The sequence below is a fragment of the Saccharothrix sp. DSM 118769 genome, from assembly GCF_052936295.1.
This window is the reverse complement of sequence record NZ_CP193627.1, coordinates 1,246,389-1,269,034: the sequence shown is the minus strand read 5'-3', so window position 1 is coordinate 1,269,034 and position 22,646 is coordinate 1,246,389. Positions and strand designations below refer to the sequence as shown.

The following is a 22,646-nucleotide window of genomic DNA, read 5'->3' as shown; positions in this document are numbered from 1 at the left end:
TGAGGCCCGCCCCCGTCCGGCACCGGACTAGCGGATCATGCTGCGGACCTGCCGGGCCGCCACCGACAGCGTCGCCAGGTCGAGCCGGTTGACCCGGTTGATCTCGTCCAGCGCGGCGCGCGCCCGGCCCAGGCGCGACGAGTTGGCCTGCTCCCACTCGGCGATCTTCCCCGCCGGGCTGTCACCCGGGTCGCCCGACCGCAGCACGTCGATCGTGATCGCGCGCAGCGACGAGTAGAAGTCGTCCCGCAGCGCCAGCCGCGCCAGGGCGTGCCAGCGGTTGATGCGCTCCAGGCCGGACACCGAGCTGAGCATCCGGTCGACGTCGAGGTGGTCCGACAGCGCGAAGTACAGCTCGGCCGTCTCCTCGTGCGTCCGCTCCTGACCGGCCGCCCGGCCCTCCTCGCGCTCCTCGCGCTCGGCCAGCTCCGCCACCTCGGTCACGTCGAGCAGGCCGTAGGTGAACAGCAGCGAGGCGACCCGGCGGGCCAGGTCGTCGGGCACGCCGTGCGCCACCAGCCGTTCGACCCGCTCCAGCAGCGACTCGCGCTCGTGGCCCTGGAGCAGGTCCGGCACGCGCGGCGCCAGCGCGGCCACCACCGGCTGGAAGCGGGCGATCGTGGAGCCCACCGCCAGCGGCTGCGGGCGGTTGGTGAGCAGCCACCGCGACGCCCGGTCCAGCAGGCGGCGCGTCTCCAGCACCATCTCGTCCTGGACGTGCGTGGGGATCGCGGTGTCCAGCGCGCGGACCTCCCGCCACAGCGACGGCAGGTCGAAGATCGCCGTCACCACGGCGTAGGCGCGCACCGCGTCCGTCGCCGACGCGCTGAGCTCCTCGGCCAACCGGAAGGGGTAGGACACCCCGCCGCCGTCGACGACCTCGTTGACCAGCACCGTCGTGATGATCTCGCGGGACAGCGGGTGCCCGGCGACGGCGTCGCCGAACCGCTCGCGCAGCTCGCTCGGGAAGTAGTCGGGCAGCTTGCGGGCCAGCACGTCCACCGTCGGCAGGTCGCTCGCGAGCACCTCCTCCTTCAGGGCCAGCTTCACGTGCGCGAGCAGCGTGGCCAGCTCCGGCGAGGTCAGGCCCTGGCCCGCCTTCTCCAGCGCCTTGAACTCCGCCGCGCTGGGCAGCGCTTCGAGGGTCCGGTCCAGCGCGCCCCGCTGTTCGAGGTCCGCGACGAGCCGCGCGTGCACCGGCAGCATCGGCGCGGCGTGCGCCCGGGACACGCCCAGCACGAAGTTCTGCGAGTAGTTGTCCCGCAGGACCAGCTCGCCGACCTCGTCGGTCATCTGGCCCAGCAGCTCGTTGCGCTGCCCCTGCTCCAGCCTGCCGTCGCGCACCAGCTCGTCGAGCAGGATCTTGATGTTGACCTCGTGGTCGGAGCAGTCCACGCCCGCCGAGTTGTCCAGGGCGTCGGTGTTGACCTTGCCGCCCTTGCCGTCGCGCCCGCCGACGCGGGCGAACTCGATGCGGCCCCGCTGGGTCAGGCCCAGGTTGCCGCCCTCGCCGACGACCTTCACCCGCAGGTCGGCGCCGTTGACGCGGATCGCGTCGTTGGCCTTGTCGCCGACCTCGGCGTGCGACTCGACGCCCGCCTTCACGTAGGTGCCGATGCCGCCGTTCCACAGCAGGTCCACCGGGGCGACCAGGATGGCCTTCATCAGCTCCGGCGGGGACAGCTTCGTGACGCCCTCGGGCAGCACCAGGGCCACCCGCGCCCGCTCGCTGACCGGGATGGACTTCGCGGTGCGCGGCCACACGCCGCCGCCCTCGCTGATCAGCGAGCGGTCGTAGTCGTCCCACGACGAGCGCGGCAGCTCGAACAGCCGCTTGCGCTCGGCGTACGACATCTCCGCCACCGGGTCCGGGTCGATGAACACGTGCCGGTGGTCGAACGCCGCGACGAGCCGGATGTGCTCGGACAGCAGCATCCCGTTGCCGAACACGTCGCCGGACATGTCGCCGACGCCGACGACGGTGAACTCCTGGGTCTGGGTGTCCAGGCCCAGCTCGCGGAAGTGCCGCTTCACGCTCTCCCACGCGCCCTTGGCGGTGATGCCCATGGCCTTGTGGTCGTAGCCGACCGAGCCGCCGGAGGCGAACGCGTCGCCCAGCCAGAAGCCGTAGGACGCCGACACCTCGTTGGCGATGTCGGAGAACGACGCCGTGCCCTTGTCGGCGGCCACCACCAGGTAGGTGTCGTCGCCGTCGTGCCGCACCACCTGCGGCGCCGGGACGACCGTGCCCGAGCTGAGGTTGTCGGTCAGGTCCAGCAGGCCGGAGATGAACATGCGGTAGCAGGCGATGCCCTCGGCCAGGAACGCCTCGCGGTCCAGCCCCTGGTCACCGGTGGGAGCCGGCGGCTTCTTCACCACGAAGCCGCCCTTCGCGCCGACCGGCACGATCACCGCGTTCTTCACCGCCTGCGCCTTGACCAGGCCCAGCACCTCGGTGCGGAAGTCCTCGCGCCGGTCGGACCAGCGCAGCCCGCCGCGGGCCACCGGCCCGAACCGCAGGTGCACGCCCTCGACCCGCGGCGAGTACACGAAGATCTCGAAGCGGGGGCGCGGCTGCGGCAGGTCCGGGATGGCGCGCGGGTCCAGCTTCACGGCCAGGTAGGCGCGCGGGTCGCCCCGCTCGTCGCGCACGAAGTAGTTCGTGCGCAGCGTCGCCTGCACCAGGGTGAGCAGGCTGCGCAGGATGCGGTCGGCGTCCAGGCTCGTCACGTCGTCGATGAGGGCCGTGATCCCCGACGCCAGGTTCTCGGTGCGGCTGCCGCGCTGCTCCTCGGTCAGGCTCGGGTCGAACCGGGCCTCGAACAGCTCCACCAGGGCCTTCGCCACGTCGGTGTGCGCGAGGACGGCGTCCTCGATGTAGTCCTGGCTGTACGGGGTGCCCGCCTGGCGCAGGTACTTGGCGTAGGCGCGCAGCATCGCGGCCTGCTGCCACGTGACGCCGGCCTTCAGCACGAGCGTGTTGAAGCCGTCGACCTCGGCCTCGCCCCGCCAGGCGGCGGCGAACGCCTCCTGGAACCGGGTCTGCACCGACTCCAGGTCGTCACCGGAGACCTTGTCCAGCACGCCCTGGTCGATGCGCAGGCCGAAGTCGTAGATCCAGCACTCCGCGCCGTCCTCGCGGGCCAGCTGGTAGGGGCGTTCGTCGACGACGACCACCCCCATGCGCTGGAGCATCGGCAGCACGTCGGACAGCGTGACCCGGGCGCCGACCAGGAACAGCTTGAACCGCCGCTCACCGGCCTCGGCGGCGCGCGGCACGTAGAACACCATGTCCAGGTCGCCGGGCCGCAGCGCCTCGATGCGCCGGAAGTCCGCCAGGCCCTCGGCCGCGGTGAAGTCCTCCTTGTACGCCTCCGGGAAGGCCGCGGCGAACCGCTGGCCCTGCTCCGACGACGACTCGGCGCCCAGCCCCTGCCCCTGGTCCTCCAGCACGGCCTCGACCATGCGGTCGTCCCAGGAGCGCACCGCCTCCGCCAGCAACTGCTGGATGTACGCGGTGTCCGGCTCGGCCTGGCTCTTGGGGTCGGTGTGCACGGTGAAGTGCACGCGGGCCAGCGCCGACTCGCCGACGCGGGCGCTGTACTCCAGGTTCAGGCCGTCCAGCTGGTCGATCAGCACTTCCTGCATGGCCAGGCGCGACGTCGTGGTGTAGCGGTCGCGCGGCAGGTAGACCAGGCACGAGTAGAAGCGGCCGTACGGGTCGCGGCGCAGGAACAGCCGCAGCCTGCGGCGCTCGGCGAGCGCGATGACACCCGTGACGGTCTGGTAGAGCGTGTCCGTGTCGACCGAGAACAGCTCGGTGCGCGGGTAGTTCTGGATCACCTCCAGCATCCGCTGCCCCGAGTAGGAGTGCAGCGGGAAGCCGGCGCGGTGGATGACGTCGCGCACCCGGCGCTCGATGGCCGGGATGTCCAGCACGTCCTCGTGCAGGGCGGTGGTGGAGAAGACCCCGAGGAACCGGTGCTCGCCGGTCACGTTGCCGTCGGCGTCGAAGGTCTTCACACCGACGTAATACGGGTAGACCGAGCGGTGGACGCTCGACTGGGCGCTGGCCTGGGTCAGGACCAGCAGTTCGGGTGACAGCGCCTGCGCGCCCGCGTCGGGGCCGGCGGTGAGGCTGCGCGCCGCGAGGCTGTCCTGCCTGAGCACCCCCAGGCCGCTGGCCAGGACCGCGCGCAGCGCCGGCTCGCCCCCGGTGGCCGGGTCGTCGCGGACCAGCTCGTACCGGCGGTAGCCGAGGAACGTGAAGTGGTCGTCGGCCAGCCAGCGCAGCAGGTTCGCGCCGTCCTGGACCTCGTGCTTCGCCAGCGGCGGCGGGTCGCCCTCCAGCTGGTCGGCGAGCTGGAGCGCGGTGCCGGTCATCTTGTCGGTGTCCTCGACGACCTCGCGCACGTCGTTCAGGACGGTGTGCAGCTTGGTCTCCAGCTCGCGCGCCCGATCCGGGTCGGTGAGCAGGTCGACCTCGACGTACATCCACGACTCGGCCAGCGCGTCGGTGGGCGGCTGGGCCGGGTCGGCGGTGGGCAGGACCTCCTGGAGAGCCCCCGTGACCGGGTCGCGGCGCACCACCACGATGGGGTGCACGACCCGCTGCACCTGCACGCCGCCGCGGGTCAGCTCGGAGGCCACCGAGTCGACCAGGTAGGGCATGTCGTCGGTGACGACCTGCACGACCGTGGCGGGGCAGGCCCAGCCGTCGTGCACGCGCGTCGGGTTGATGATCCGCACGACAGGACGCCCGGGCACCCGGTTCTCGGCGAGCTGGTAGTTCGAGCGCACCGCGCCCACCAGGTCGACCGGGTCGTCGTCGATGACCTCCTCGGCCGGGACGTGCCGGTAGTACAGGCGGATCAGGTCGGCGAGCTCGGGGGCGTTGGCGGCGGCCCGTTCGATCAATTCATCACGAGCCTGTTCGGGACTGGCCGTGCGGGCCACGGCGCCGTTGCCGGTGGCGTGCTCGGATCGGGACGGGACTCCAGTCGAGGTCATGTTCAGGCGACTCCACGCTATCCGGTACCTCTGTGTACCGGGTCCGCGCACCACTTAACCAGACGCGCGCGAACCCGTTAACCGCAACCCTCGCACTGAATCGAACCACTTGCGCGAAAGTGGAAAATTCGCCACAGCACGGTGTATTTCCTGCTTTGTTACCGGCGGGAAACCTTATTAGAACCTCAAATCATTTCAGGATTCGGGAAGCGTCCAGCTGCCGAACCGGGGTGTGTCCACGCGGCGGATGGGCACGGTCGTCTCGTTGTCCGGGACGGGCTCGACCGACCCGCCCCCCACCGGACCCGACCCCGGTGCTGTCGGACCCGGTGCTGTCGGACCCGGTCCCGCCGGGCCGGTCACGGCACCGATCGGCGCGATGTCGTCCTCGGCCTCGATCCCGTCCCCGGTCCCGTCCCCGTCCTCGTCCGGCAGGTCGTCGTCCGGGAACCCGTCGCCCTCGCGCCGGGCGTCCTCGTAGGCCACCAGCGCCTCGGCCAGCAGCTCCGCGAGGCTGAGGTCGCTCTTGGGCCGGCGCGCGGCGCGGGTGGCGCTGGGCGAGTCCAGCACCGGCGGCTCGACCACGGCGGGCAGTTCGATCGTGCGACCGCCGACCACGACGGACGTGACGAACGGCTGCTCGGGCTCCTCGGCCTCCACGTCGGCGGCACCCAGGAACCCGGACGGCGACGGCTTGGCGGGCGGGGCGGGCGGGGCGGAGGGCACGGGGTCCGGCACCGGTACCGGCGGCACCTGGTCGGGCTCGGGCACCGGCGGCACCTGGCTGGGCTCGGGGACGGACGGCGTCGTGTCCGGCTCCGGCACGGGCGGCAGGGGCGGCTCGGGCTCCTCGGCCGGCTGCGCCGGCTGCGGCTGGGACGGCCGGGGCACGAACGGCTCCGGCTCGGGCTCCTCCTCGCGGAAGGGCGCGGTCCGCCGAACCGACACGTCGGCGCGGGCGGCACCTCGCTGCTCCACCTCCACCACGGCATCCACCCAGGCGTCCGTCGCGGTGTCCACCCCGGCCTCCGCCCGGACCTGCTCGTCGGGCACCACGTCGGCGGTCTCCACCGCGTCGTGCCACGAATCCCGCGGCGCGGCGGAGTGATTTCCACCACTCGCCGTGAATGGTTCGGAGGTCCCAGGGGCGGGCGTCGCCGCGGCGCCATCCCGAGACGGGTCGGCGGTGAGCGGCGGGAATGGGAACCCGTCCGCCGCCGGCACCGGGAAATCAGGCGGTTCGGGCACCCGCGCGGTGGGGATGACCGGACCCTTCACAAATGCGGCACCGAGTCCGACAGGCGGAACGTCATCCCGGATGGCGGGCTGGACCATCGTCGGCGAGTCGAACATGTCGACGTCGTCGCCCGGCTCCTCCGCCCGCAGCCGGGCGGGGGCCTCGACCTTCCACTTCACGGTCTCGCCCTCGACAGCCGGGCTCCCGACCTCGGCAGCCGCAGGCTCATCATCAGCCTGGGCGGGGTTTTCCCCTCCGGCCAGAGCTTCAGCCGCCCCGGTCTCAGCCTCAGCCTCGGGAGCACGCCGGCGGCCACCGGCGCGCTGCGGGTCGAGCAACCCGGCGGCCTTGAGGTTGTCGAGCACGCTCGACTCCCCACCGTCCTGCTCGCTCTCCTCCTCGGTGGTCTCCCGGGCAGCCCTCCGCCGGCCACTGCGCACGGCACCGGCAGCGGCGATCAACCCGGCGGCGGGCACGCTGCGCTCCCCCTCGCCGGCCCCTTCCGCCGCGAGGGGATCACCGGACCCCGACCGGACCGGCTCCGCCTCCACGGCGTCCGCTTCCCCGGTCCGCACGCCCTCCGGCTGCGCGGGGCCCTCCTGCCCGGCCTCGGCTTGCCCGGCCTCGGCTTGCATGGGCTCGGCTTGCATGGGCTCGGCTTGCGCGGGATGCGGGGACTCGGCCGGGATGCGCGGGATCAACACGGTCGCCTCGACCACCGAGTCCGGTCCGACGTGCGGGCGACCGATCCCCGTGCCGAAGCCGAGACCGCCGGACATGGACGGTCCCGCCTGGTCGACGGGCCGCTCCCCCACCACCGGCTGCGGCGGGATGGCCTGGCCCGGGGCCCGGTGCTGGGCCGCGTGCGTGTTCAACGCGGTCGGGTACGGCTCCGCCGCAGCCTGGGCGACGCCCTCACCGGCAGCGGGGGGCGGGGGCGCGACAGGGCCGGTGGTCGTGGGCGCAGGCGTCGGGCCGGTCGCCGGTGCGGGTGCGGGTGCGGGTGCGGGTGCGGAGGAGTTGAGGCTGGGCGGCACTTCAGGCGCGTCCGGGAACCGGGGCGACTCGGCACCGGTCGGCGGAGCGGGGAAGACCGGAGCGCCCGGGTTCACGGGCACACCGGGTGTCGCGGAGGTGTGCCGGGCCGGGGCCGGGAGCGTTCCGGGCAGGGGCGTTCCGGGCAGGGGCGTTCCGGGCAGGGCGGTGCCCGGGAACCGGGTGCCGCTGGGAGTGGTGGGGCCTTGTGCCAAGCCGCCTGGAGGGGTGGGGGGTTGGGAGAGGGCGGTTGGTGCGGTGGGCCTCGCTTGGCCGCTTCTGGCGTGTTCGGGGCGGCCCTGCGTCGTCTGCGGGGGTGGGTCCGGCGCTCGTCGGCGACCTGCGGTGGGTGGACCTGCGGCAGGCAGACCTGCGGCGGGCGGACCCGAGGCCGGACTCGAAGTCGGCGGTGGGGCCGGCGGGACCGGCGCGGCCGGTGGGAGCGCTGCGGCCGACTGCTCGACCGGCGACTGCCCCGTGGAGGTCTGTCCCGTGGAGGTCTGTCCCGTGGGGGTCTGCGCGGTGGAGGTCGGGGCGGTGAGGGTCTGCGCGGTGGAGGTCGGGGTGGCGGCGGTGGGGGTGGCGGGGGGCGGATCGGTCGGGAGCTGAGCGTCGTCGGGCTCGTCCGTGCCGAACGGCTGGACCAGGCGCCAGCGGTCCGCGGCGTGGGCCCTCGCGGCGGAGATGCCGTCCACCGTCATGTCTTCCGCGGCACGGCGGGAGCGCTTCGCGCGCATTCCCTCGTTGCGGTGCACCTGGACCGGCCGCCACTGGCGCAGCTGCTGCCTGGCCTCCGGGGTCAGGGCGGGGTCCGCCGGGGGCGTGGGGGGCGCGACCGCGGTGCTGCCGGCGCTGAGGAGGGCGGTCAGGTCGTCGTGCAGCCCGCCGACCGGGTGGCGGTGGACGCCCGAGAACTCGGCGGCGAGCCTGGCCCGCACGGCGTAGACGGCCCGGGCGCGCCGGCGTTCGGCGGCGTGCGCGGACCGCAGGTCGACCAGGGCCTCGGGCAGGTTGCCCGCGACCTCGTGGACGTGGGCCAGCGCGAGCAGGCTCTCCGCGAGCAGCGTGTCGAGCTGGTGGCGTTCGGCGCTGTCGGCCGCGTCGCGGAGCAGGTCGCGGGCCTGGTCGACCCGGCCCGCGGGCAGGTGGACCCTGGTCGCCAGGGCCAGCCGCAGCCAACCCGTGGTGGCCGCCGACGGGGCGCGCACCGGGCGTTCCAGCAGCGGGGTGCCGACCTCGGACGCCTCGCCCGGCTTGCCCGAGTCGAGCAGGGCGCAGACCAGCTCCACGCTGAGCCTGCCCCGCACCTGGCCGTTGTCGGACTCGGGGTCCTGGAGCCGGTCGAGGTGGGACAGGCCCTCGCGGCACGCGTCGACGGCCGCCGCCAGGTCGCCCCAGCGTCGGTACTGGCCCGCCCCAGCGGCCCGGAGCAGGCCGCGGTGCAGCAGGGTCGTGTCGTGGTCGAGCGCCGGGTCGGCCTGGTAGAGGCGGTCCGCCTCGTCCAGGGCCTGGGCGAGTGCCGGGCCCCGGCCGACCGAGACCAGGCACTCGGCGGCCTGCACCAGCGCGCCGGCGCGCAGGGCCGGCGGCACGCCGTCCGCCTCCAGGACGGGGCGCACGGCCGCGAAACCGGTCAGCGGCGCGCCGACCGACCTGGCGCTGTCGGCCAGCTCGACCCGCAGCCGCCAAGCCGTCTCGTGCTGGGCCGCGACCTCGGCCGCCTTCAGGGCGTCGAGCGCCCGGTCGGCGGTCTTCACGCCGCGGCCCATGCGGTTGCTCGCGAAGACCACGAGGGCCTCCGCGCGCAACCGGTCGACCTCGTCGCGCCGGGTGGAGGCGAGGGCGACGGCGCGTTCGCCCAGCACCAGAGCGAGCTCCGGTGCCCGCCAACGCAGTTGCCAGGCGGGCACGACCAGCGTGCTCACCTCGACGTCCGCCCGCGCCTCGCCCCTCGCCGCCACGATGTCGACCCGGCTCTCAGTCCCGTGTGAGCTTGCGGTAGGTCACGCGGTGCGGCCTGGCCGCCTCCGCGCCGAGGCGCTCGACCTTGTTCTTCTCGTAGCCCTCGAAGTTGCCCTCGAACCAGTACCAGCTCGACGGGTTCTCGTCCGTGCCCTCCCACGCGAGGATGTGCGTGGCGACGCGGTCGAGGAACCACCGGTCGTGCGAGATGACCACGGCGCAGCCGGGGAACTGCTCCAGCGCGTTCTCCAGCGACCCCAGGGTCTCGACGTCCAGGTCGTTCGTCGGCTCGTCGAGCAGGATCAGGTTGCCGCCCTGCTTGAGGGTCAGCGCCAGGTTGAGCCGGTTGCGCTCGCCACCGGAGAGCACGCCCGCCGGCTTCTGCTGGTCAGGGCCCTTGAAGCCGAACGCGCTGACGTACGCCCGCGAAGGCATCTCGACGCTGCCGACGTGGATGTAGTCGAGACCGTCCGAGACCACCTCCCACACGTTCTTCTTCGGGTCGAGACCGCCGCGGTTCTGGTCGACGTAGGAGAGCTTCACCGTCTCGCCGACCTTGACCTCGCCGGAGTCGGGCTGCTCCAGCCCCACGATGGTCTTGAACAGCGTCGTCTTGCCCACGCCGTTCGGACCGATCACGCCGACGATGCCGTTGCGCGGGAGGCTGAACGACAGGCCGTCGATCAGCACCCGGTCGCCGAAGCCCTTCTTGAGGTTGTCGACCTCGACCACGACGCTGCCCAGACGCGGGCCCGGCGGGATCTGGATCTCCTCGAAGTCGAGCTTGCGGGTCTTCTCCGCCTCCGCGGCCATCTCCTCGTAGCGGCCGAGGCGAGCCTTGGACTTGGCCTGGCGGGCCTTGGCGCCCGACCGGACCCAGTCCAGCTCGTCCTTGAGCCGCTTCTGGAGCTTCTGGTCCTTCTTGCCCTGGACCGCCAGGCGCTCGGCCTTCTTCTCCAGGTAGGTGGAGTAGTTGCCCTCGTAGACGTGGGCCCGACCTCGTTCGAGCTCCAGGATCCACTGGGACAGGTTGTCGAGGAAGTACCGGTCGTGGGTGACCGCCAGGACGGCGCCCTGGTACTGCGCGAGGTGCTGCTCCAGCCACAGGACGCTCTCCGCGTCCAGGTGGTTGGTGGGCTCGTCGAGCAGCAGCAGGTCGGGCTTGCTCAGCAGCAGCTTGCACAGCGCCACCCGGCGGCGCTCACCACCCGACAGCACCTTCACGTCGGCGTCGGGCGGCGGGCAGCGCAGGGCGTCCATCGCCTGCTCCAGCTGGGAGTCGAGGTCCCACGCGTCCGCGTGGTCCAGCTCCTCCTGGAGCTGCCCCATCTCCTCCATCAGCTCGTCGGAGTAGTCGACGGCCATCTTCTCGGCGATCTCGTTGTAGCGGTCGAGCTTGACCTTGATCTCGCCCAGGCCCTCCTGGACGTTGCCCAGGACGCTCTTCTCCTCGTTGAGCGGCGGCTCCTGCTGGAGGATGCCCACCGAGTACCCCGGCGACAGGTAGGCCTCGCCGTTGCCCGGTGTGTCCAGGCCGGCCATGATCTTCAGCACGCTCGACTTGCCGGCGCCGTTCGGGCCGACCAAGCCGATCTTCGCACCGGGGTAGAACATGATCGTGACGTCATCGAGGATGACCTTGTCCCCGTGCGCCTTGCGCACCTTCTTCATGGTGTAGATGAACTCGGCCATGCCCGCGATCGTAGAGCGGTGCCGATCGGGCCCGAACCTCGGACGCCGGCAACGGACGGGGCGACAACGCAGAGTTAGCGCGAACGTGGGTCACCCACACCTGTCACACGGCCTTCCGGCCGCACAGGCACAACCCTGCGACCAGCACGTCCTGCCGGATGCGCGAACTCGTAGCGGTGTCAACCCCCGATGCCTGCGTGCGGGTCCGCCCGTGGCGCCGACCCCACGACCTCCCCCCTCCACGCTCGCAACGGCGACGACTGCCCGGGCATTCTCCGCCGCGATCGGGTCGTGGGAAGGCTTCGTGGCCCGATTGGTTCAGAATGGCACCTCGGCGACCTCCTTCGGACGCGCGTCCTCACCCGCCCGAACCAGCGCCGGTTCACCCTCGCGGACGGTCTCCACCTCGGGCGACGTGCGGGCGCTGGGCAGCACGAGCTGCTCGACCGCCGCCGCCGGCACCCGTTCCGGCTCCGGCGCGGCCCGTGCCTCGACGACTTCGGGTGTCCGCCGGGTCCGGGTGACGACGGCCGTGCACAGGGCGAGGTTGGGGCCGACCGCGCCGGCCTCGACGTCGAGCACCTGGCGCAGCGCGCCCTCGTACTCCAGTTCCTTGATGGTCATCCGGCCGCTGACCACCACCGGGTCGCCCCTGGTCAGCGAGGCGTGCACGTTGTCGGCCAGCGCCCGCCAGCAGGTGACCGACAGGAACATCTGGTCGCCGTCGACCCAGGCCCGCTCCTCGCCCTGCCAGCGGCGTTCGGTGGTGAACAGCCGGAACACCGTCTTGCTGCAGCCGGTGCCGACCTTGGTGCGGGTGACGGTGCTCGCCACGGTGCCGCAGATGGTGACGCGCGTCTCGTTGTAGGCCATGGCCCCTCCTCGGTGGTGGTCGCTCGGGGTCCAGGTTGCCGCCGGTGGCGGGGGTGGCGACAGGGCGGGATCGCGAACTGTGGACAACTCGCGAGGTTGTGGGCAACTCATGAGTGAGCGCTCACTCGTTGACATGAGTGAGGACTCACTCATACGCTCGTGGCATGTCCGAGGACACCACCCGACGCCGCAGGCGAGCACCCGCGATGAGCCCGGAGGACCGCCGCGAGGCGATCGTGCGGGCCACCGTCCCGCTGCTGTTCGTGCACGGCGCCAACGTCACGACCAGCCAGATCGCCCAGGCCGCCGGCATCGCGGAGGGCACCGTCTTCCGGGCTTTCAAGGACAAGCGGGAACTCGTCCGCGCGTGCGTGCGGTCCGTGCTCGCGGTCGACGCCGAGCTGGAGCTGATCGACCGGGCGGGGGCGGCCGACACCCTCGCCGAACGCCTGGCCGGGGCGATCGGCGCCGTCTCCGGCTACCTGGACCGGATGTGGTCGCTCGGCAGCGTGCTGCGCGAGTCGGGCTACGACCCGCACGCCGAGGAGGGCGAGCACAAAGGGCCGCCGGTCGAGATGCAGCGCATCTCCGGCCGCGTCGCCTCGCTGTTCGGCCCGGACGCCGCCCGGCTCCGCGTCGACGCGGACCTCGCCGCGCGCCTGCTGCTCGGGCTCGTGTTCACCAACCGCATGCAGGGCCGGGGGTTCGGCGACTCCACCGCCGAGGTCGACCAGCTGGTCGAGGTGTTCCTGCACGGCGTACTGAGGGGAGACCAGTGGACGACCTGATGATCGAGGCCACCGACGTCGGCAAGGCGTTCGGGGCGCAGAAGGCGCTCGACGGGGTGAGCGTCGCCGTGCCGAGGGGCACCGTGCTCGGCCTGCTCGGCCACAACGGCGCGGGCAAGACCACCCTGGTCAACGTGCTCACGACGCTGCTGCCGCCGGACTCCGGCCGGGCGCGCGTGGCCGGGTTCGACGTGGTCGGGCAGGGCCACCAGGTGCGCAGGCGCATCGGCCTGACCGGCCAGTTCGCCGCCGTGGACGAGCAGCTGACCGGCCTGGACAATCTCGTGCTGATCGCCCGGCTGCTCGGCGCGCGCACCCGGGAGGCGAAGGCGCGCGGCGCCGAGCTGCTGGAGCTGTTCGGCCTCGGGGACGCGGCGAAGCGCCCGGCGCGCACCTACTCCGGCGGTATGCGGCGGCGCCTCGACCTGGCCGCGAGCCTCGTCGGCCACCCAGAGGTGATCTTCCTCGACGAACCGCACCGGCCTCGACCCGGCCGCCCGCCTGGGCCTGTGGGAGATCGTCGAGGGCCTGGTCACCGACGGCACGACCGTGCTGCTGACCACCCAGTACCTGGACGAGGCCGACCGGCTCGCCGACTCGATCACCGTGCTCGCGCGGGGCCGGGTCGTCGCCTCCGGCACCAGCGCCGAGCTGAAGGCCCAGGTCGGCCGGCGCACCGTCACGGTCACCCTCGGCGACGCCGGTGACGTGCCGCGGGCCGCGCTGGCCCTCGAACGCGCCGGGCTCCAGCCCGTGCCCGCCCGGGACACGCTGACCGCGCCCGTCACGTCGTCGCGCGAGATCGCCACCGTGGTCCGCGCCCTGGACGAGGTCGGCCTGGAGGCCACCGAGCTGGCGCTGGGCGAACCGACCCTCGACGACGTCTACCTCACCCTCGCGCAGCACGCGGCCTGAACAGGAGCACCCCGACATGACCGCCCCCCTCGCCGCACCGGACACCCGCTGGCGCGGCACCGGCTTCGGCACGCAGGTGCTCGTGCTGACGCGGCGATCGCTGCGCGCCCTCGTCGGCGACCCGCGGATGATCGTGTTCAGCGTCCTGCAACCGCTGATCATGCTCACCCTGTTCAGCCAGATCTTCGCGAGCATCGCGGCCACGCCGGGCTTCCCGCCGGGCGTGCCCTACATCGACTTCCTGATGCCCGCGATCCTGGTCAACACGGCCATGCAGTCCGCGCTCCAGGCCGGGGTGGGCCTCGTCACGGACATGAAGAACGGCGTGCTGGCCCGGTTCCGGTCGCTGCCGATCAACCCCGGTTCCGTGCTCGTCGCGCGCAGCCTGTCCGACCTCGTCCGCACGGCCGCGCAACTGGTGCTGATGACGCTGTTCGCGGTGCTGGTCTTCGGCTTCTCCCCCGCGGGCGGCGCGCCGGGCGTCCTCGGCGCGCTGGCGCTGTCGCTGGCCGTCGGCTGGGGCCTGGGCTGGGTCTTCCTGGCCATCGCCGCGTGGCTGCGCAACGCCGAGCTGATGCAGACCGTCGGCTTCCTGGCGATGTTCCCGCTGATGTTCGCGTCCAGCGCGTACGTGCCGATCAGCGGCCTGCCGGGCTGGTTGCAGGCGGTCGCGGGCGTCAACCCGCTGACCGGCGCGGTCGACGCGGCCCGCGCGCTGGCCCTCGCGCACCCGGTGACCGGGGTGGTGGGCGCGCTCGTCACCACCGCCGCCCTGGCCGCGGCGGGCTGGGCGGTGACCGTGAAGGGCTTCCGGAGGCCCCTCTAGTCGTCCTTCCCGGACATCTTGCGCAGCATCGCGTTGTACGCGGCGAGGTCCGCGTCACCGTCCGCGTCCGCCCGCCGGTCCGACCGGCGGGCCTCGCGGCCGTCCGACCGGGCCCACTGCACGAGCAGCGCCACCATCACCACGATCAGCGGCAGCTCGCCCGCCGCCCACGCGATGCCGCCGCCCAGCCGCTGGTCCTCCAGCTGCGAGGACACCCACGGCAGGGCCAGCGAGCGGTAGAAGTCCTCGCCGATCACCGTCTGCGAGCTCATCAGCACGATGCCGAAGAACGCGTGGAACGGGATCGAGGCGAACAGCAGCCCCAGCCGGCCCAGCGGGGGCAGCCGGTTCGGCGACGGGTCGATGCCGATCACCGGCCAGTAGAAGACGTAGCCGACCAGGATGAAGTGGGCGTTCATCGCCAGGTGCGCCCAGTGGTAGTCCAGCGCCGCGTCGAACAGGCCCGAGAAGTACAGGCCGTAGAACGAGCCCACGAACAGCGCCAACGCCACGAACGGGTTGGTCAGCACCTTCGCCACCGGCGAGTGCGTGAACGCCAGCAGCCACTCGCGCGCCCCCGGCGGGTTGTCCTTGCCCGCGGCAGGCAGCGCGCGCAGCGCCAGCGTCACCGGGCCGCCCAGCACCAGCAGGATCGGCGCCAGCATGGACAGCAGCATGTGCGCTTCCATGTGGATGCTGAACATGGCGGGCGCGTACCGGCCCAGGCCCGACGACGTGGCGAACACCACGGTCAGGCAGCCCGCGACCCAGGCGACCGTGCGGCCCACCGGCCACGCGTCACCGCGCCTGCGCAGCTTCCGCACGCCCAGCAGGTAGACCACCGCCAGCGCCAGGAAGAGCGTGCCGAAGACCAGGTCGAACCGCCAGTCGAACAGCAGGCGGGACGCGGTGGGCGCGCCGAACAGGTCGTAGCCGATCTTCAGCTCCACCGAGCTGGGCAGCACCCGGCCCTCGACCGGCGGGGGCGTGCGGCTCAGCGCCGCGGCCAGGCCGAGCGTGAGGAACATCAGCAGCACCTCGACGCCCGCCAGCCTCAGCAGCGCGCGCCCGGAGCCGGTGGCGACGACCTGCTTCACGCCCTTCTCGCGCTGGAGGTAGCCGACCACGCCGAGCACCACCAGCGCCGCCGTCTTGCCCAGCACCAGCAGGCCGTAGTCGCTGCCGAACAGCTGGTCCAGCGGCAGCCGCACGTAGGCGTTGACCACGCCGGAGACGGCCATCACGACCCAGCACACCAGGGCGAGCTTCGAGAACCGGGACGTGGCCAGCCCCAGGTGGTCGCCGCCGCGGCGGCCGTGCGCGAGCAGCGCGACCAGCCCGCCAACCCACAGCGCCGCCGCGATCAGGTGGTACAGCAGGCTGTTCGTGGCCACGTCGTGCGAGCCGCCGCCCGACGAGTGCCCCGTCACCGCGACCGGGACCAGCGCGAACACCGACAGGAAGAACAGCGCCGTCGTCCAGCCCCACGACAGCACCAGGCGGCAGCCGAGGGCGAGCAGCGCCACCAGCACGGCGGTGATCATCCACGCCTTCGCCTGCTCCACCAGGCCCGCGACCTGGAACAGCACGGCCGGTTCCAGCAGCACCGACACGGGCTGGCCGAGCGCGTCGGCCACCGTGTACGGCACCGACGCCACCGCGCCCGCCGTCCACGCCAGGGCCGCCCAGGCCGCCGTGCGCAGGGCCGCGTAGCCGTCGGCGGCGAGCGTGCCGCTGCGCTGCGGCGGCACGAGGAACGCCGCGAGCAGCAGCGAACCGATCGTCACGACCGCCGCCGACTCGGTGAGCACGCGCACGACGATCAGACCCGGCCGGTCGTCGCCGGTGACCGCCAGCAGGCCCGCCGCGACCAGCGCGGCCGTCGTGGCGCCGATGGCGAGCAGGGGGACCAGGCCCGTGCGCTGGGTTCGGGTGGGCGCTTCAGTGGTCACGGCACGAGCCTAGGCGGCCCGGGCGGCGTGCCACCAACCGCCGGACGTGCGCAGATCACACCCACTACCGTTGCCCGACGTGACCAGCTCCCGCTCGGTGCCCGCGATGGCCCTCGCCCTGCTCCTCACGGCCGGGTGCAGCTACACCGTCAACGGCGACGCGCTGCCGGCGGCCGACGTCACGCCCTCGTCGTCCCCCGCGACCAGCGCCCCCGCCGGGGACGCCGCGCCGAGGATCGCCCGGCCGCGCACCGTCGTCGGCGTCGAGCCGTGCTCGCTGCTCACCGCCGACGACCTGAAGCCCATCGGGCCGTTCAAGAAGGAGCCGGCGCGCAAGGACGACGTGATCCAGGAGTCGTGCCAGTACGTCCTGGACGACGGCACGCCCGCCGGCCGCACCGTCGTCGCCGCGCTCTACCAGAGGTACGAGCAGGTGCGGGAGCGGCAGGAACGGGGGCGCGAGGTCGTCGTCGAGGGGCACTCCGCCTGGGTGTACTGCGAGCTGAGCGGCCAGGAGATGGCGTGCACGGCGACGTTGGCGGTGAACACCAACCGCAGCGTGCTGGTGGCGATGGCCCAGCCCGGCGGGGTCGACGAGCAGATGATCGCCGCCATGCAGCCGCTGCTCAAGGCCGGGTTGAGCCGACTCCCGCTCGCGTGACCTCGCGGTCGCGGGAGCGGCGGGCCAGCCACACCATCGGCACGATCAGGGCGATCACGACCGCCACGAACCCCAGCGACACCGACAGGTCGCTCGCGTGCGCGATGCCGCCGACGAGCGGCGGACCGGCCAGGAAGCCCGTGTAGGCGACCGTCGTCACCAGGCCGATCTCCCGCTCGCCGCCCGTGCCGTCGGCGCGCTTGCCCGCGTCGCCCGCCAGGTCCATGACCACCGGGAACGAGAAGGCCAGGCCCAGCCCGGCGAGACCGAAGCCGACGAAGCCGGCCGCCGCCACCGGCACCAGCACGGCCAGCGCGAACCCGCCCGAGGCCACGACCGCGCCCGCCGCGAGCAGCCGGTGCGGCCCGAGGAGGCGCTGGGCCGGTTCGCCGAGCAGGCGCGCGGCGGCCATGGCGACCGAGAAGCCCGCGTACCCCGCGGCGGCGGTGGCCTCGTCCAGCCCGCGTTCCGTGACGAAGAACAGCGCCGACCAGTCCGACGCCGCGCCCTCGGCGATGGCCGAGCACAGCGTCACGGCGGCGAGCAGCCACAGCAGCGGGCGCTTGAGCACGGGCCGCTCGTCCGCCCGGGCGTCGGTCGCGTCACCGGTCGCGCCGGGGACGGCCCTGACGATCCAGGCCATCACGAGCGCGCCGACGACGGCCGCGGTGAGCAGGTGGCGGACGAGTCCCCAGCCGGCGCTCGCCGCCGCCGCGGCGCCCAGCGAGCCGATCAGGCCGCCGACGCTGAAGCCCGCGTGGAACTGGGGCATGAGCGGCCGGCGGAGGGTGCGCGTGACGGCGACCGCGGCGACGTTCATGCCGACGTCGAGCAGCGCGCCGCACGACCCGAGGACGAACAGGACCAGGCCAAGCTGGAGGGGCGACCGGGTCAGCGTGAGGCAGGGCACGGCGACCACGGTCACCACCGCGCCGACGACGACCAGGGTGCGCGCGCCGACCCGGGCGCAGGCGCGCGCGGCGAACGGCGCGGTCAGCGCCAGGCCGGCGCTCGCGCCCAGCAGGGCCAGGCCGAGGGTCGCCTCGGTGGCGCCGACCTGCGTGGCAAGAGCGGGCATGCGGGCCGCCCAGGACAGGAACAGCGCCCCGTTGAACAGGAACACCGCGAAGACGGCGAGGCGTGGCGTGGGCATGCGGACCAGTGTGTCTGAAGCGCTTCAGAACTTCCAACCGGTTACCTGGCTACGCTCACCGCGTGGACCGCCCCCGGAAGCCGACGCTCGACACGGTGGCCGGCGTGGTCGGCGTGTCGCGCGCCACGGTGTCCAACGCCTACAACCGGCCGGACCAGCTGTCCGCCGCGCTGCGCGAGCGCATCCTGGAGGCCGCGGCGTCCCTCGGCTACGGCGGGCCCGACCCGGTGGCGCGCAGCCTCGCGACCCGGCACAGCGCCGCCGTCGGGTTCATGCTCGGGCAGGGGCTGTCCGCCTCGTTCTCCGACCCGGCCCTGTCGATCGTGCTCGACGGCCTCGCCTCGACCGTCGACGTCCACGACCACACGTTGGTGTTAATGCCCGGCCGGGAGCGCGGTGGACCCCGCCCGGAGACCGTGGCCCGCGCCCAGGCCGACGTCGTGGTCGCCTACTCGCTGCCCTCCGACGCGCCCGCGTTCGACGCCGTGCGGGCCCGCGGCCTGCCGATGGTGGTCATCGACCAGCCCGTTCTCGACGGCACGGCGCGCGTCGAGGTCGACGACGCCGGCGGCGCGCGGCTGGCCGCGACGTGCCTGCGGTCGCTCGGGCACCGGAACGTCGGCGTGGTGACCTTCGCCCTGCACCCGGACGGCCGCAACGGCCCCGTCGCGCCGGAGCGCGCGGCGTCCTCACCGTTCCGCGTCACCACCGACCGGCTCGCCGGCTACCTCGACGTGGTCGGGGTCGGCGCGCCGGTCTGGGAGTGCGCCCGCAGCAGCCGCGAGCTGGGCCGGGTGGGCGCGCGCGAACTGCTGTCCGCGCCGGACCGGCCGACCGCCGTGCTGTGCATGTCGGACGAGCTGGCGTTCGGCGTCCTCCAAGCGGTGCGCGACCTGGGCCTGCGCGTGCCCGACGACGTGTCGGTGATCGGTTTCGACGACGTCCCGGCCGCCGAGCACGCCGAGCCGCCGTTGACCACGGTGCGTCAACCCCTGGCCGACAAGGGCCGCCGAGCGGGTGAACTGGCGCTCAAGCTCCTCGACGGCGGGAGACCGGACGAGCCGACGAGACTCGGCGTTTCCCTCGTCCAGCGCGCCTCCACGGCCGCCAAACCGTGATCTGAGTCACTTTCCTGCCATCTTGATCACCCTTCAGGCGCCCGAACGGAAACGCCGGACGTCTTCCGGACGATGTGTCCGGTGGGGCGGCTACGCTGCTACACCGCGTGGTCACCAGCCCCTCAAGCCTCCGTAGCTCAGTGGAGAGAGCGAGGGACTTCTAATCCCGAGGTCGCAGGTTCGAATCCTGCCGGGGGCGCTTCGGCGCCGTACGTGACGGTGTGGCCGGTCCCCGGTCAGGATCGGCCCACACCACACCGCTCCCCGTCACGGGGTGGCGCGGGTGGCGCAGGTCTCCGACCGGCAGCCCCAGGTGCCGGGGACCGCGCCGACGGTCACCAGGGCCGCGTGCGCCAGGAAGCGGTCGCGCTTGGCGCGTTCGTCGAGGGCTTCGCAGTCGCACGGCGTGTCGTGGGCGGGTCGTTCGTCGTGCGCCAGGCCCATGTAGCCCGGGGGCACGCCGAGGGCCTCGGCGATGTCGGTCAGGGCGTCGTAGGACTCGACCCTGCCGCCCGCCAGGACGGCGTCCACCTCGTGCGGCGACTGGCCGGTCAGGGTGGCCAGGTGGTGGCGCTGGACGCCGTGGCGCAGGAGCAGGCGGTAGACGGTGTCGATGCGGCGCAGGGCCAGGGCGGCGCGCATCTCGGGCTGGTCCCACACGTCCGGCAGGTCGGTCGCGGGGCGCCGGGGGCGGACGGCCCGTTCGTGCAGGGCGGCGCCGGGCGCGGTGGTGGCGAGCCAGTGGTTCCACGCCCACTTCGGGTCCTCGGGTTCGGTGGCGGTCGGGGTGGGGGCCGGGGTCAGGGCCACGCCGCGCACGGTGTTGCGGAACGCGTAGGGCACGGCGGCCGTGTCGGGGACGGCGCACGTGGAGCGGGTGAGGATCGCGGCCACCGCGTCGGCCGGGGGGCCGTTGCGCCAGTACAGCTCCAGCGCGTCGCCGACGACCACGCCGTCCAGCCAGGCCGCGCCGCGCCACAGCGGGAGCCTGCGCAGGACGCCGCTCATCACGGCGGTGGGCGAGGACGTGCGGTGGACGGGTTCGACGGGCGGGGGTCCGGCGGGCAGGCCCGCCTCGACGGCCTGCCGCCAGCGCTTCCGCGTCACGCCGAGCAGGCGCACCTCGCCGTCGGGCGCGCGCAGGTCGAGGTGGTCGCGGCCGGGGTGGGCGCGCAGGCCGGGCACGCCGCGGAGCCGGTCGCCGGAGAGCACCGGGAGGACCTCGGCCAGCAGGTGGTCGAGGGCGGTGTCGTGCACGCGCAGGCCGACCACCGGGGAGTCCAGCCGCACCCGGTCGACCAGGGCCGTCGGGCGCAGCGGGTGGCCGCGCCGGCGCATCCGGGCCATGGCGCGGACCACCGCCTGGAGGACCCCGGCCTCGAAGCGCTGCTGGCCGGGGCCGGCGACGGGCACGAGCGGTCCGGCGTGACCGCCGCCCCGCTGTCTGCGGATCTCGTTCGGCGTCTCGCCGGTGCACCGGCAGCGCTTGCGGAGATCGGAGCTTGTCAGCACGAGGGTCCTCCGGCCGCCGCCCGGTCGGCACCACCGCCGTCCGGGCACACTGGATCGCGGGAGTGGGTGGGGATGCGGGCGCGTCGCCGTCGGACGCGCTCTGGAGGCACCCGCTCCGACCGGGTCAGGAGGAGCCTCGGTGGCAGCCGCACCTGCCAGGTCACGAAACTACAACATCAGCAGGTGCGGCGGCCGTTCGATCACTCGAAGGTGGGACCCGGGGACCGGGCGGCCGTTCAGCGCTTGACGCCCACGGCGGCCAGGCCGGCGACGCGCTCCGGGTGCTCGTCGACGTCCTCCAGCGACACCGGCCGCCACAGCGGCAGGTGCACCACGCCCGGCTCGACCAGGTCGAACCCGCTGAACAACGCCTCGACCTCGGCCTTCGTGCGCATGGTCATCGGCGTGGCGGTGCGGTTGCGGTACAGGTCGGAGTGCTCGTCGGCCTGGTCGTCCTGACCGTCGCGGGTGGCGTGCGAGAGGACGAGCAGGCTGCCCGGCGCCACGGCGTCGCGGTAGGCGGCGACCACCCCGGCCGGGTCCTCGGGCACGAAGTGCAGCACGGCGACCATCATCACGGCCACCGGGCGGCTCAGGTCGAGCAGGTCGCGCACCTGCGGGGAGGACAGCACGTCGTCCGGCCGCCGCAGGTCCGCCTGGACGACGCCGGTCTGCCGGTCGTCGCCGAGGATCGTGCGGCTGTAGGTGACCGCGATCGGGTCGTTGTCGACGTAGACGACCCGGGCGGCGGGGTCGGCGTCGCGGGCGACCTCGTGCACGTTGCCCACGGTGGGGATGCCGGAGCCCAGGTCGAGGAACTGGTCCACGCCGCGCGCGGCGCAGTGCTGCACCGCGCGCCGCAGGAACGCCCGGTTCGCCTGCATGATCAGCGGCAGCTCGGGCCACATCCGGATGGCCTGCTCGGCCATCTCGCGGTCGACCGCGAAGTTGTGCGCCCCGCCGAGGTAGTAGTCGTACACGCGGGCGGCGCTGGGCCTGGTCAGGTCGATGTCCGGTCGCTCGGTCACGCTCGGCTCCCTTCCCCGGCGGGGAGCTTAGGGCGTGGGCCGCGCGGGGTCGTCGCCGCCGGGGTGCAACGAGCAGGCTTGTCACCCGTTCGGAGTAGTCGAGCCTCACCGGGCGTGCGGCGGCCCCGGAGCCGGGACAGCTGATCACGAGGGTGCCCGGGTAGCCCGTTCGCACGCCGTTTTTGTCGGACCCCCTCGGTAGGATCGAACACGAGTTCGACCTGCGCGCGAGGGGAGCCTGTCGTGGAGCCGATCAGCGTGACCGCACTGTCCTTCACCGAGTACGCCATGAGCGGCCAGCGTGGCCGGATCAACATCGTGTCCGACCAGCGGCGCACCTACCTGTCCTCGGAGCAGTGGGTGGCCGGGTTCTACAACCCCGTGCGCGACGCGATGCGCCGCGCGGCCAACTCGCCCGACCCGGCCGCGGAGCTGGACAGGGCGGTCGAGGCGGCGCGGGAGCACGGCCGGTCCGGGCAGGCGCGGGCGTTCGAGGAGGTGCGGGAGGGGTTCGTGCCGTGGCTGCGGTCGACGCGGGCGACGGGCGTGCCCGCGGGCGCCGCCCGGTGGCAGGCGGGCGAGCTGTCGCTGCGGGTCCGGCCGCACCTGGGGCTGCTCGCGCCGGACGGGTCGCGGGCGGCGGTGACGGTGTACGTGAAGGAGCCGCCGCTGACGCAGGAGGCTGCGAACGTGGCGCTGCGCGTGATGCAGCAGACGATGGCCGACGTGCTGCCCGGCGCGACGCCGCTGGTGCTGGACGCGCGGCGGGGGCGGGCGTTCCGGATGTCGCGGCGGACGAACCTGGCGAAGCTGGACGCGCTGATCGCGGCCGAGGCGGCCGGGTACGTCGTGCACTGGCGGATGAGCGCCTGAGCCGATGAGCG

General features: G+C 73.4%; 13 protein-coding genes, 1 tRNA gene and 1 pseudogene. 7 read left to right on the top strand and 8 right to left on the bottom strand.

What is annotated here, in order from left to right; genetic code table 11:
- Positions 1-27: 27 nt before the first annotated feature.
- From ACRAKJ_RS06035 to ACRAKJ_RS06020, 4 genes are all read right to left on the bottom strand, one after another.
- Positions 28-5,010 carry an NAD-glutamate dehydrogenase domain-containing protein gene (locus tag ACRAKJ_RS06035; RefSeq protein ID WP_438919291.1) on the bottom strand — a complete coding sequence of 1,661 codons (4,983 nt, stop codon included), beginning with the start codon at positions 5,008-5,010 and terminating at the stop codon, positions 28-30.
- A gap of 195 nt (positions 5,011-5,205) precedes the next feature.
- A complete protein-coding gene (locus ACRAKJ_RS06030; protein ID WP_438919292.1) occupies positions 5,206-9,243 on the bottom strand; it encodes a hypothetical protein in 4,038 nt (1,345 codons plus the stop codon).
- 16 nt (positions 9,244-9,259) lie between these two features.
- Entirely contained in the window at positions 9,260-10,936 is a 1,677-nt protein-coding gene (ettA, locus tag ACRAKJ_RS06025) for an energy-dependent translational throttle protein EttA (protein WP_438919293.1), read from the bottom strand.
- Between the two features lie 318 nt (positions 10,937-11,254).
- Positions 11,255-11,809 (bottom strand): single-stranded DNA-binding protein, encoded by a 555-nt coding sequence (locus ACRAKJ_RS06020; protein ID WP_438919294.1) that lies wholly within the window; start codon positions 11,807-11,809, stop codon positions 11,255-11,257.
- A gap of 164 nt (positions 11,810-11,973) precedes the next feature.
- Here ACRAKJ_RS06020 and ACRAKJ_RS06015 point away from each other — a divergent pair, with 164 nt between their 5' ends.
- The 3 genes and pseudogenes from ACRAKJ_RS06015 (at position 11,974) to ACRAKJ_RS06005 (ending at position 14,338) form a co-directional block, all read left to right on the top strand.
- On the top strand, positions 11,974-12,597 hold the full coding sequence (locus tag ACRAKJ_RS06015; RefSeq protein WP_438919295.1) for a TetR family transcriptional regulator: 624 nt from the start codon (positions 11,974-11,976) through the stop codon (positions 12,595-12,597).
- Positions 12,585-13,512, top strand: a pseudogene (locus tag ACRAKJ_RS06010) (ATP-binding cassette domain-containing protein). The gene ACRAKJ_RS06015 and the pseudogene ACRAKJ_RS06010 overlap by 13 nt, the downstream one beginning before the upstream one ends.
- A 16-nt stretch (positions 13,513-13,528) precedes the next feature.
- Positions 13,529-14,338, top strand: a complete 810-nt coding sequence (locus ACRAKJ_RS06005; RefSeq protein WP_438919296.1) for an ABC transporter permease — start codon at positions 13,529-13,531, stop codon at positions 14,336-14,338.
- Here the strand turns inward: ACRAKJ_RS06005 and ACRAKJ_RS06000 are convergent.
- Complete coding sequence (locus tag ACRAKJ_RS06000; protein ID WP_438919297.1) at positions 14,335-16,290, bottom strand: cytochrome c oxidase assembly protein; 1,956 nt, start codon at positions 16,288-16,290, stop codon at positions 14,335-14,337. The genes ACRAKJ_RS06005 and ACRAKJ_RS06000 overlap by 4 nt on opposite strands.
- 79 nt (positions 16,291-16,369) lie before the next feature.
- On the opposite strand from ACRAKJ_RS06000, the gene ACRAKJ_RS05995 reads away from it, so the two are divergent.
- Positions 16,370-16,951, top strand: coding sequence for a DUF3558 family protein (locus ACRAKJ_RS05995; protein ID WP_438919298.1), 582 nt, complete (start codon positions 16,370-16,372; stop codon positions 16,949-16,951).
- Here ACRAKJ_RS05995 and ACRAKJ_RS05990 read toward each other — a convergent pair.
- Positions 16,917-18,104, bottom strand: coding sequence for an MFS transporter (locus tag ACRAKJ_RS05990; RefSeq protein ID WP_438919299.1), 1,188 nt, complete (start codon positions 18,102-18,104; stop codon positions 16,917-16,919). The two genes, ACRAKJ_RS05995 and ACRAKJ_RS05990, sit on opposite strands and share 35 nt — an antisense overlap.
- 62 nt (positions 18,105-18,166) lie before the next feature.
- On the opposite strand from ACRAKJ_RS05990, the gene ACRAKJ_RS05985 reads away from it, so the two are divergent.
- Together ACRAKJ_RS05985 and ACRAKJ_RS05980 are read left to right on the top strand one after the other, a co-directional pair.
- The gene (locus ACRAKJ_RS05985; RefSeq protein WP_438919300.1) at positions 18,167-19,222 is read left to right on the top strand and encodes a substrate-binding domain-containing protein; all 1,056 of its coding nucleotides are present in this window, start codon (positions 18,167-18,169) and stop codon (positions 19,220-19,222) included.
- A 126-nt stretch (positions 19,223-19,348) separates the two neighbouring features.
- Positions 19,349-19,421, top strand: a tRNA-Arg gene (locus ACRAKJ_RS05980).
- Positions 19,422-19,489: 68 nt separating this feature from the next.
- Here the strand turns inward: ACRAKJ_RS05980 and ACRAKJ_RS05975 are convergent.
- Positions 19,490-20,734 carry a hypothetical protein gene (locus tag ACRAKJ_RS05975; protein WP_438919301.1) on the bottom strand — a complete coding sequence of 415 codons (1,245 nt, stop codon included), beginning with the start codon at positions 20,732-20,734 and terminating at the stop codon, positions 19,490-19,492.
- Positions 20,735-20,970: 236 nt separating this feature from the next.
- Positions 20,971-21,762 carry an SAM-dependent methyltransferase gene (locus ACRAKJ_RS05970; protein WP_438919302.1) on the bottom strand — a complete coding sequence of 264 codons (792 nt, stop codon included), beginning with the start codon at positions 21,760-21,762 and terminating at the stop codon, positions 20,971-20,973.
- A gap of 243 nt (positions 21,763-22,005) precedes the next feature.
- On the opposite strand from ACRAKJ_RS05970, the gene ACRAKJ_RS05965 reads away from it, so the two are divergent.
- Positions 22,006-22,635, top strand: coding sequence for a hypothetical protein (locus ACRAKJ_RS05965; RefSeq protein ID WP_438919303.1), 630 nt, complete (start codon positions 22,006-22,008; stop codon positions 22,633-22,635).
- The last annotated feature ends 11 nt before the right edge of the window (positions 22,636-22,646 follow it).

Bases quoted from the DNA above. Each gene is read 5' to 3' on its own strand.
- ACRAKJ_RS06035 (WP_438919291.1), bottom strand. From the start codon at position 5,010: ATGACCTCGACTGGAGTCCCGTCCCGATCCGAGCACGCCACCGGCAAC.
- ACRAKJ_RS05990 (WP_438919299.1), bottom strand. From the start codon at position 18,104: ATGCCCACGCCACGCCTCGCCGTCTTCGCGGTGTTCCTGTTCAACGGG.
- ettA (WP_438919293.1), bottom strand. From the start codon at position 10,936: ATGGCCGAGTTCATCTACACCATGAAGAAGGTGCGCAAGGCGCACGGG.
- ACRAKJ_RS06020 (WP_438919294.1), bottom strand. From the start codon at position 11,809: ATGGCCTACAACGAGACGCGCGTCACCATCTGCGGCACCGTGGCGAGC.
- ACRAKJ_RS06015 (WP_438919295.1), top strand. From the start codon at position 11,974: ATGTCCGAGGACACCACCCGACGCCGCAGGCGAGCACCCGCGATGAGC.
- ACRAKJ_RS06005 (WP_438919296.1), top strand. From the start codon at position 13,529: ATGACCGCCCCCCTCGCCGCACCGGACACCCGCTGGCGCGGCACCGGC.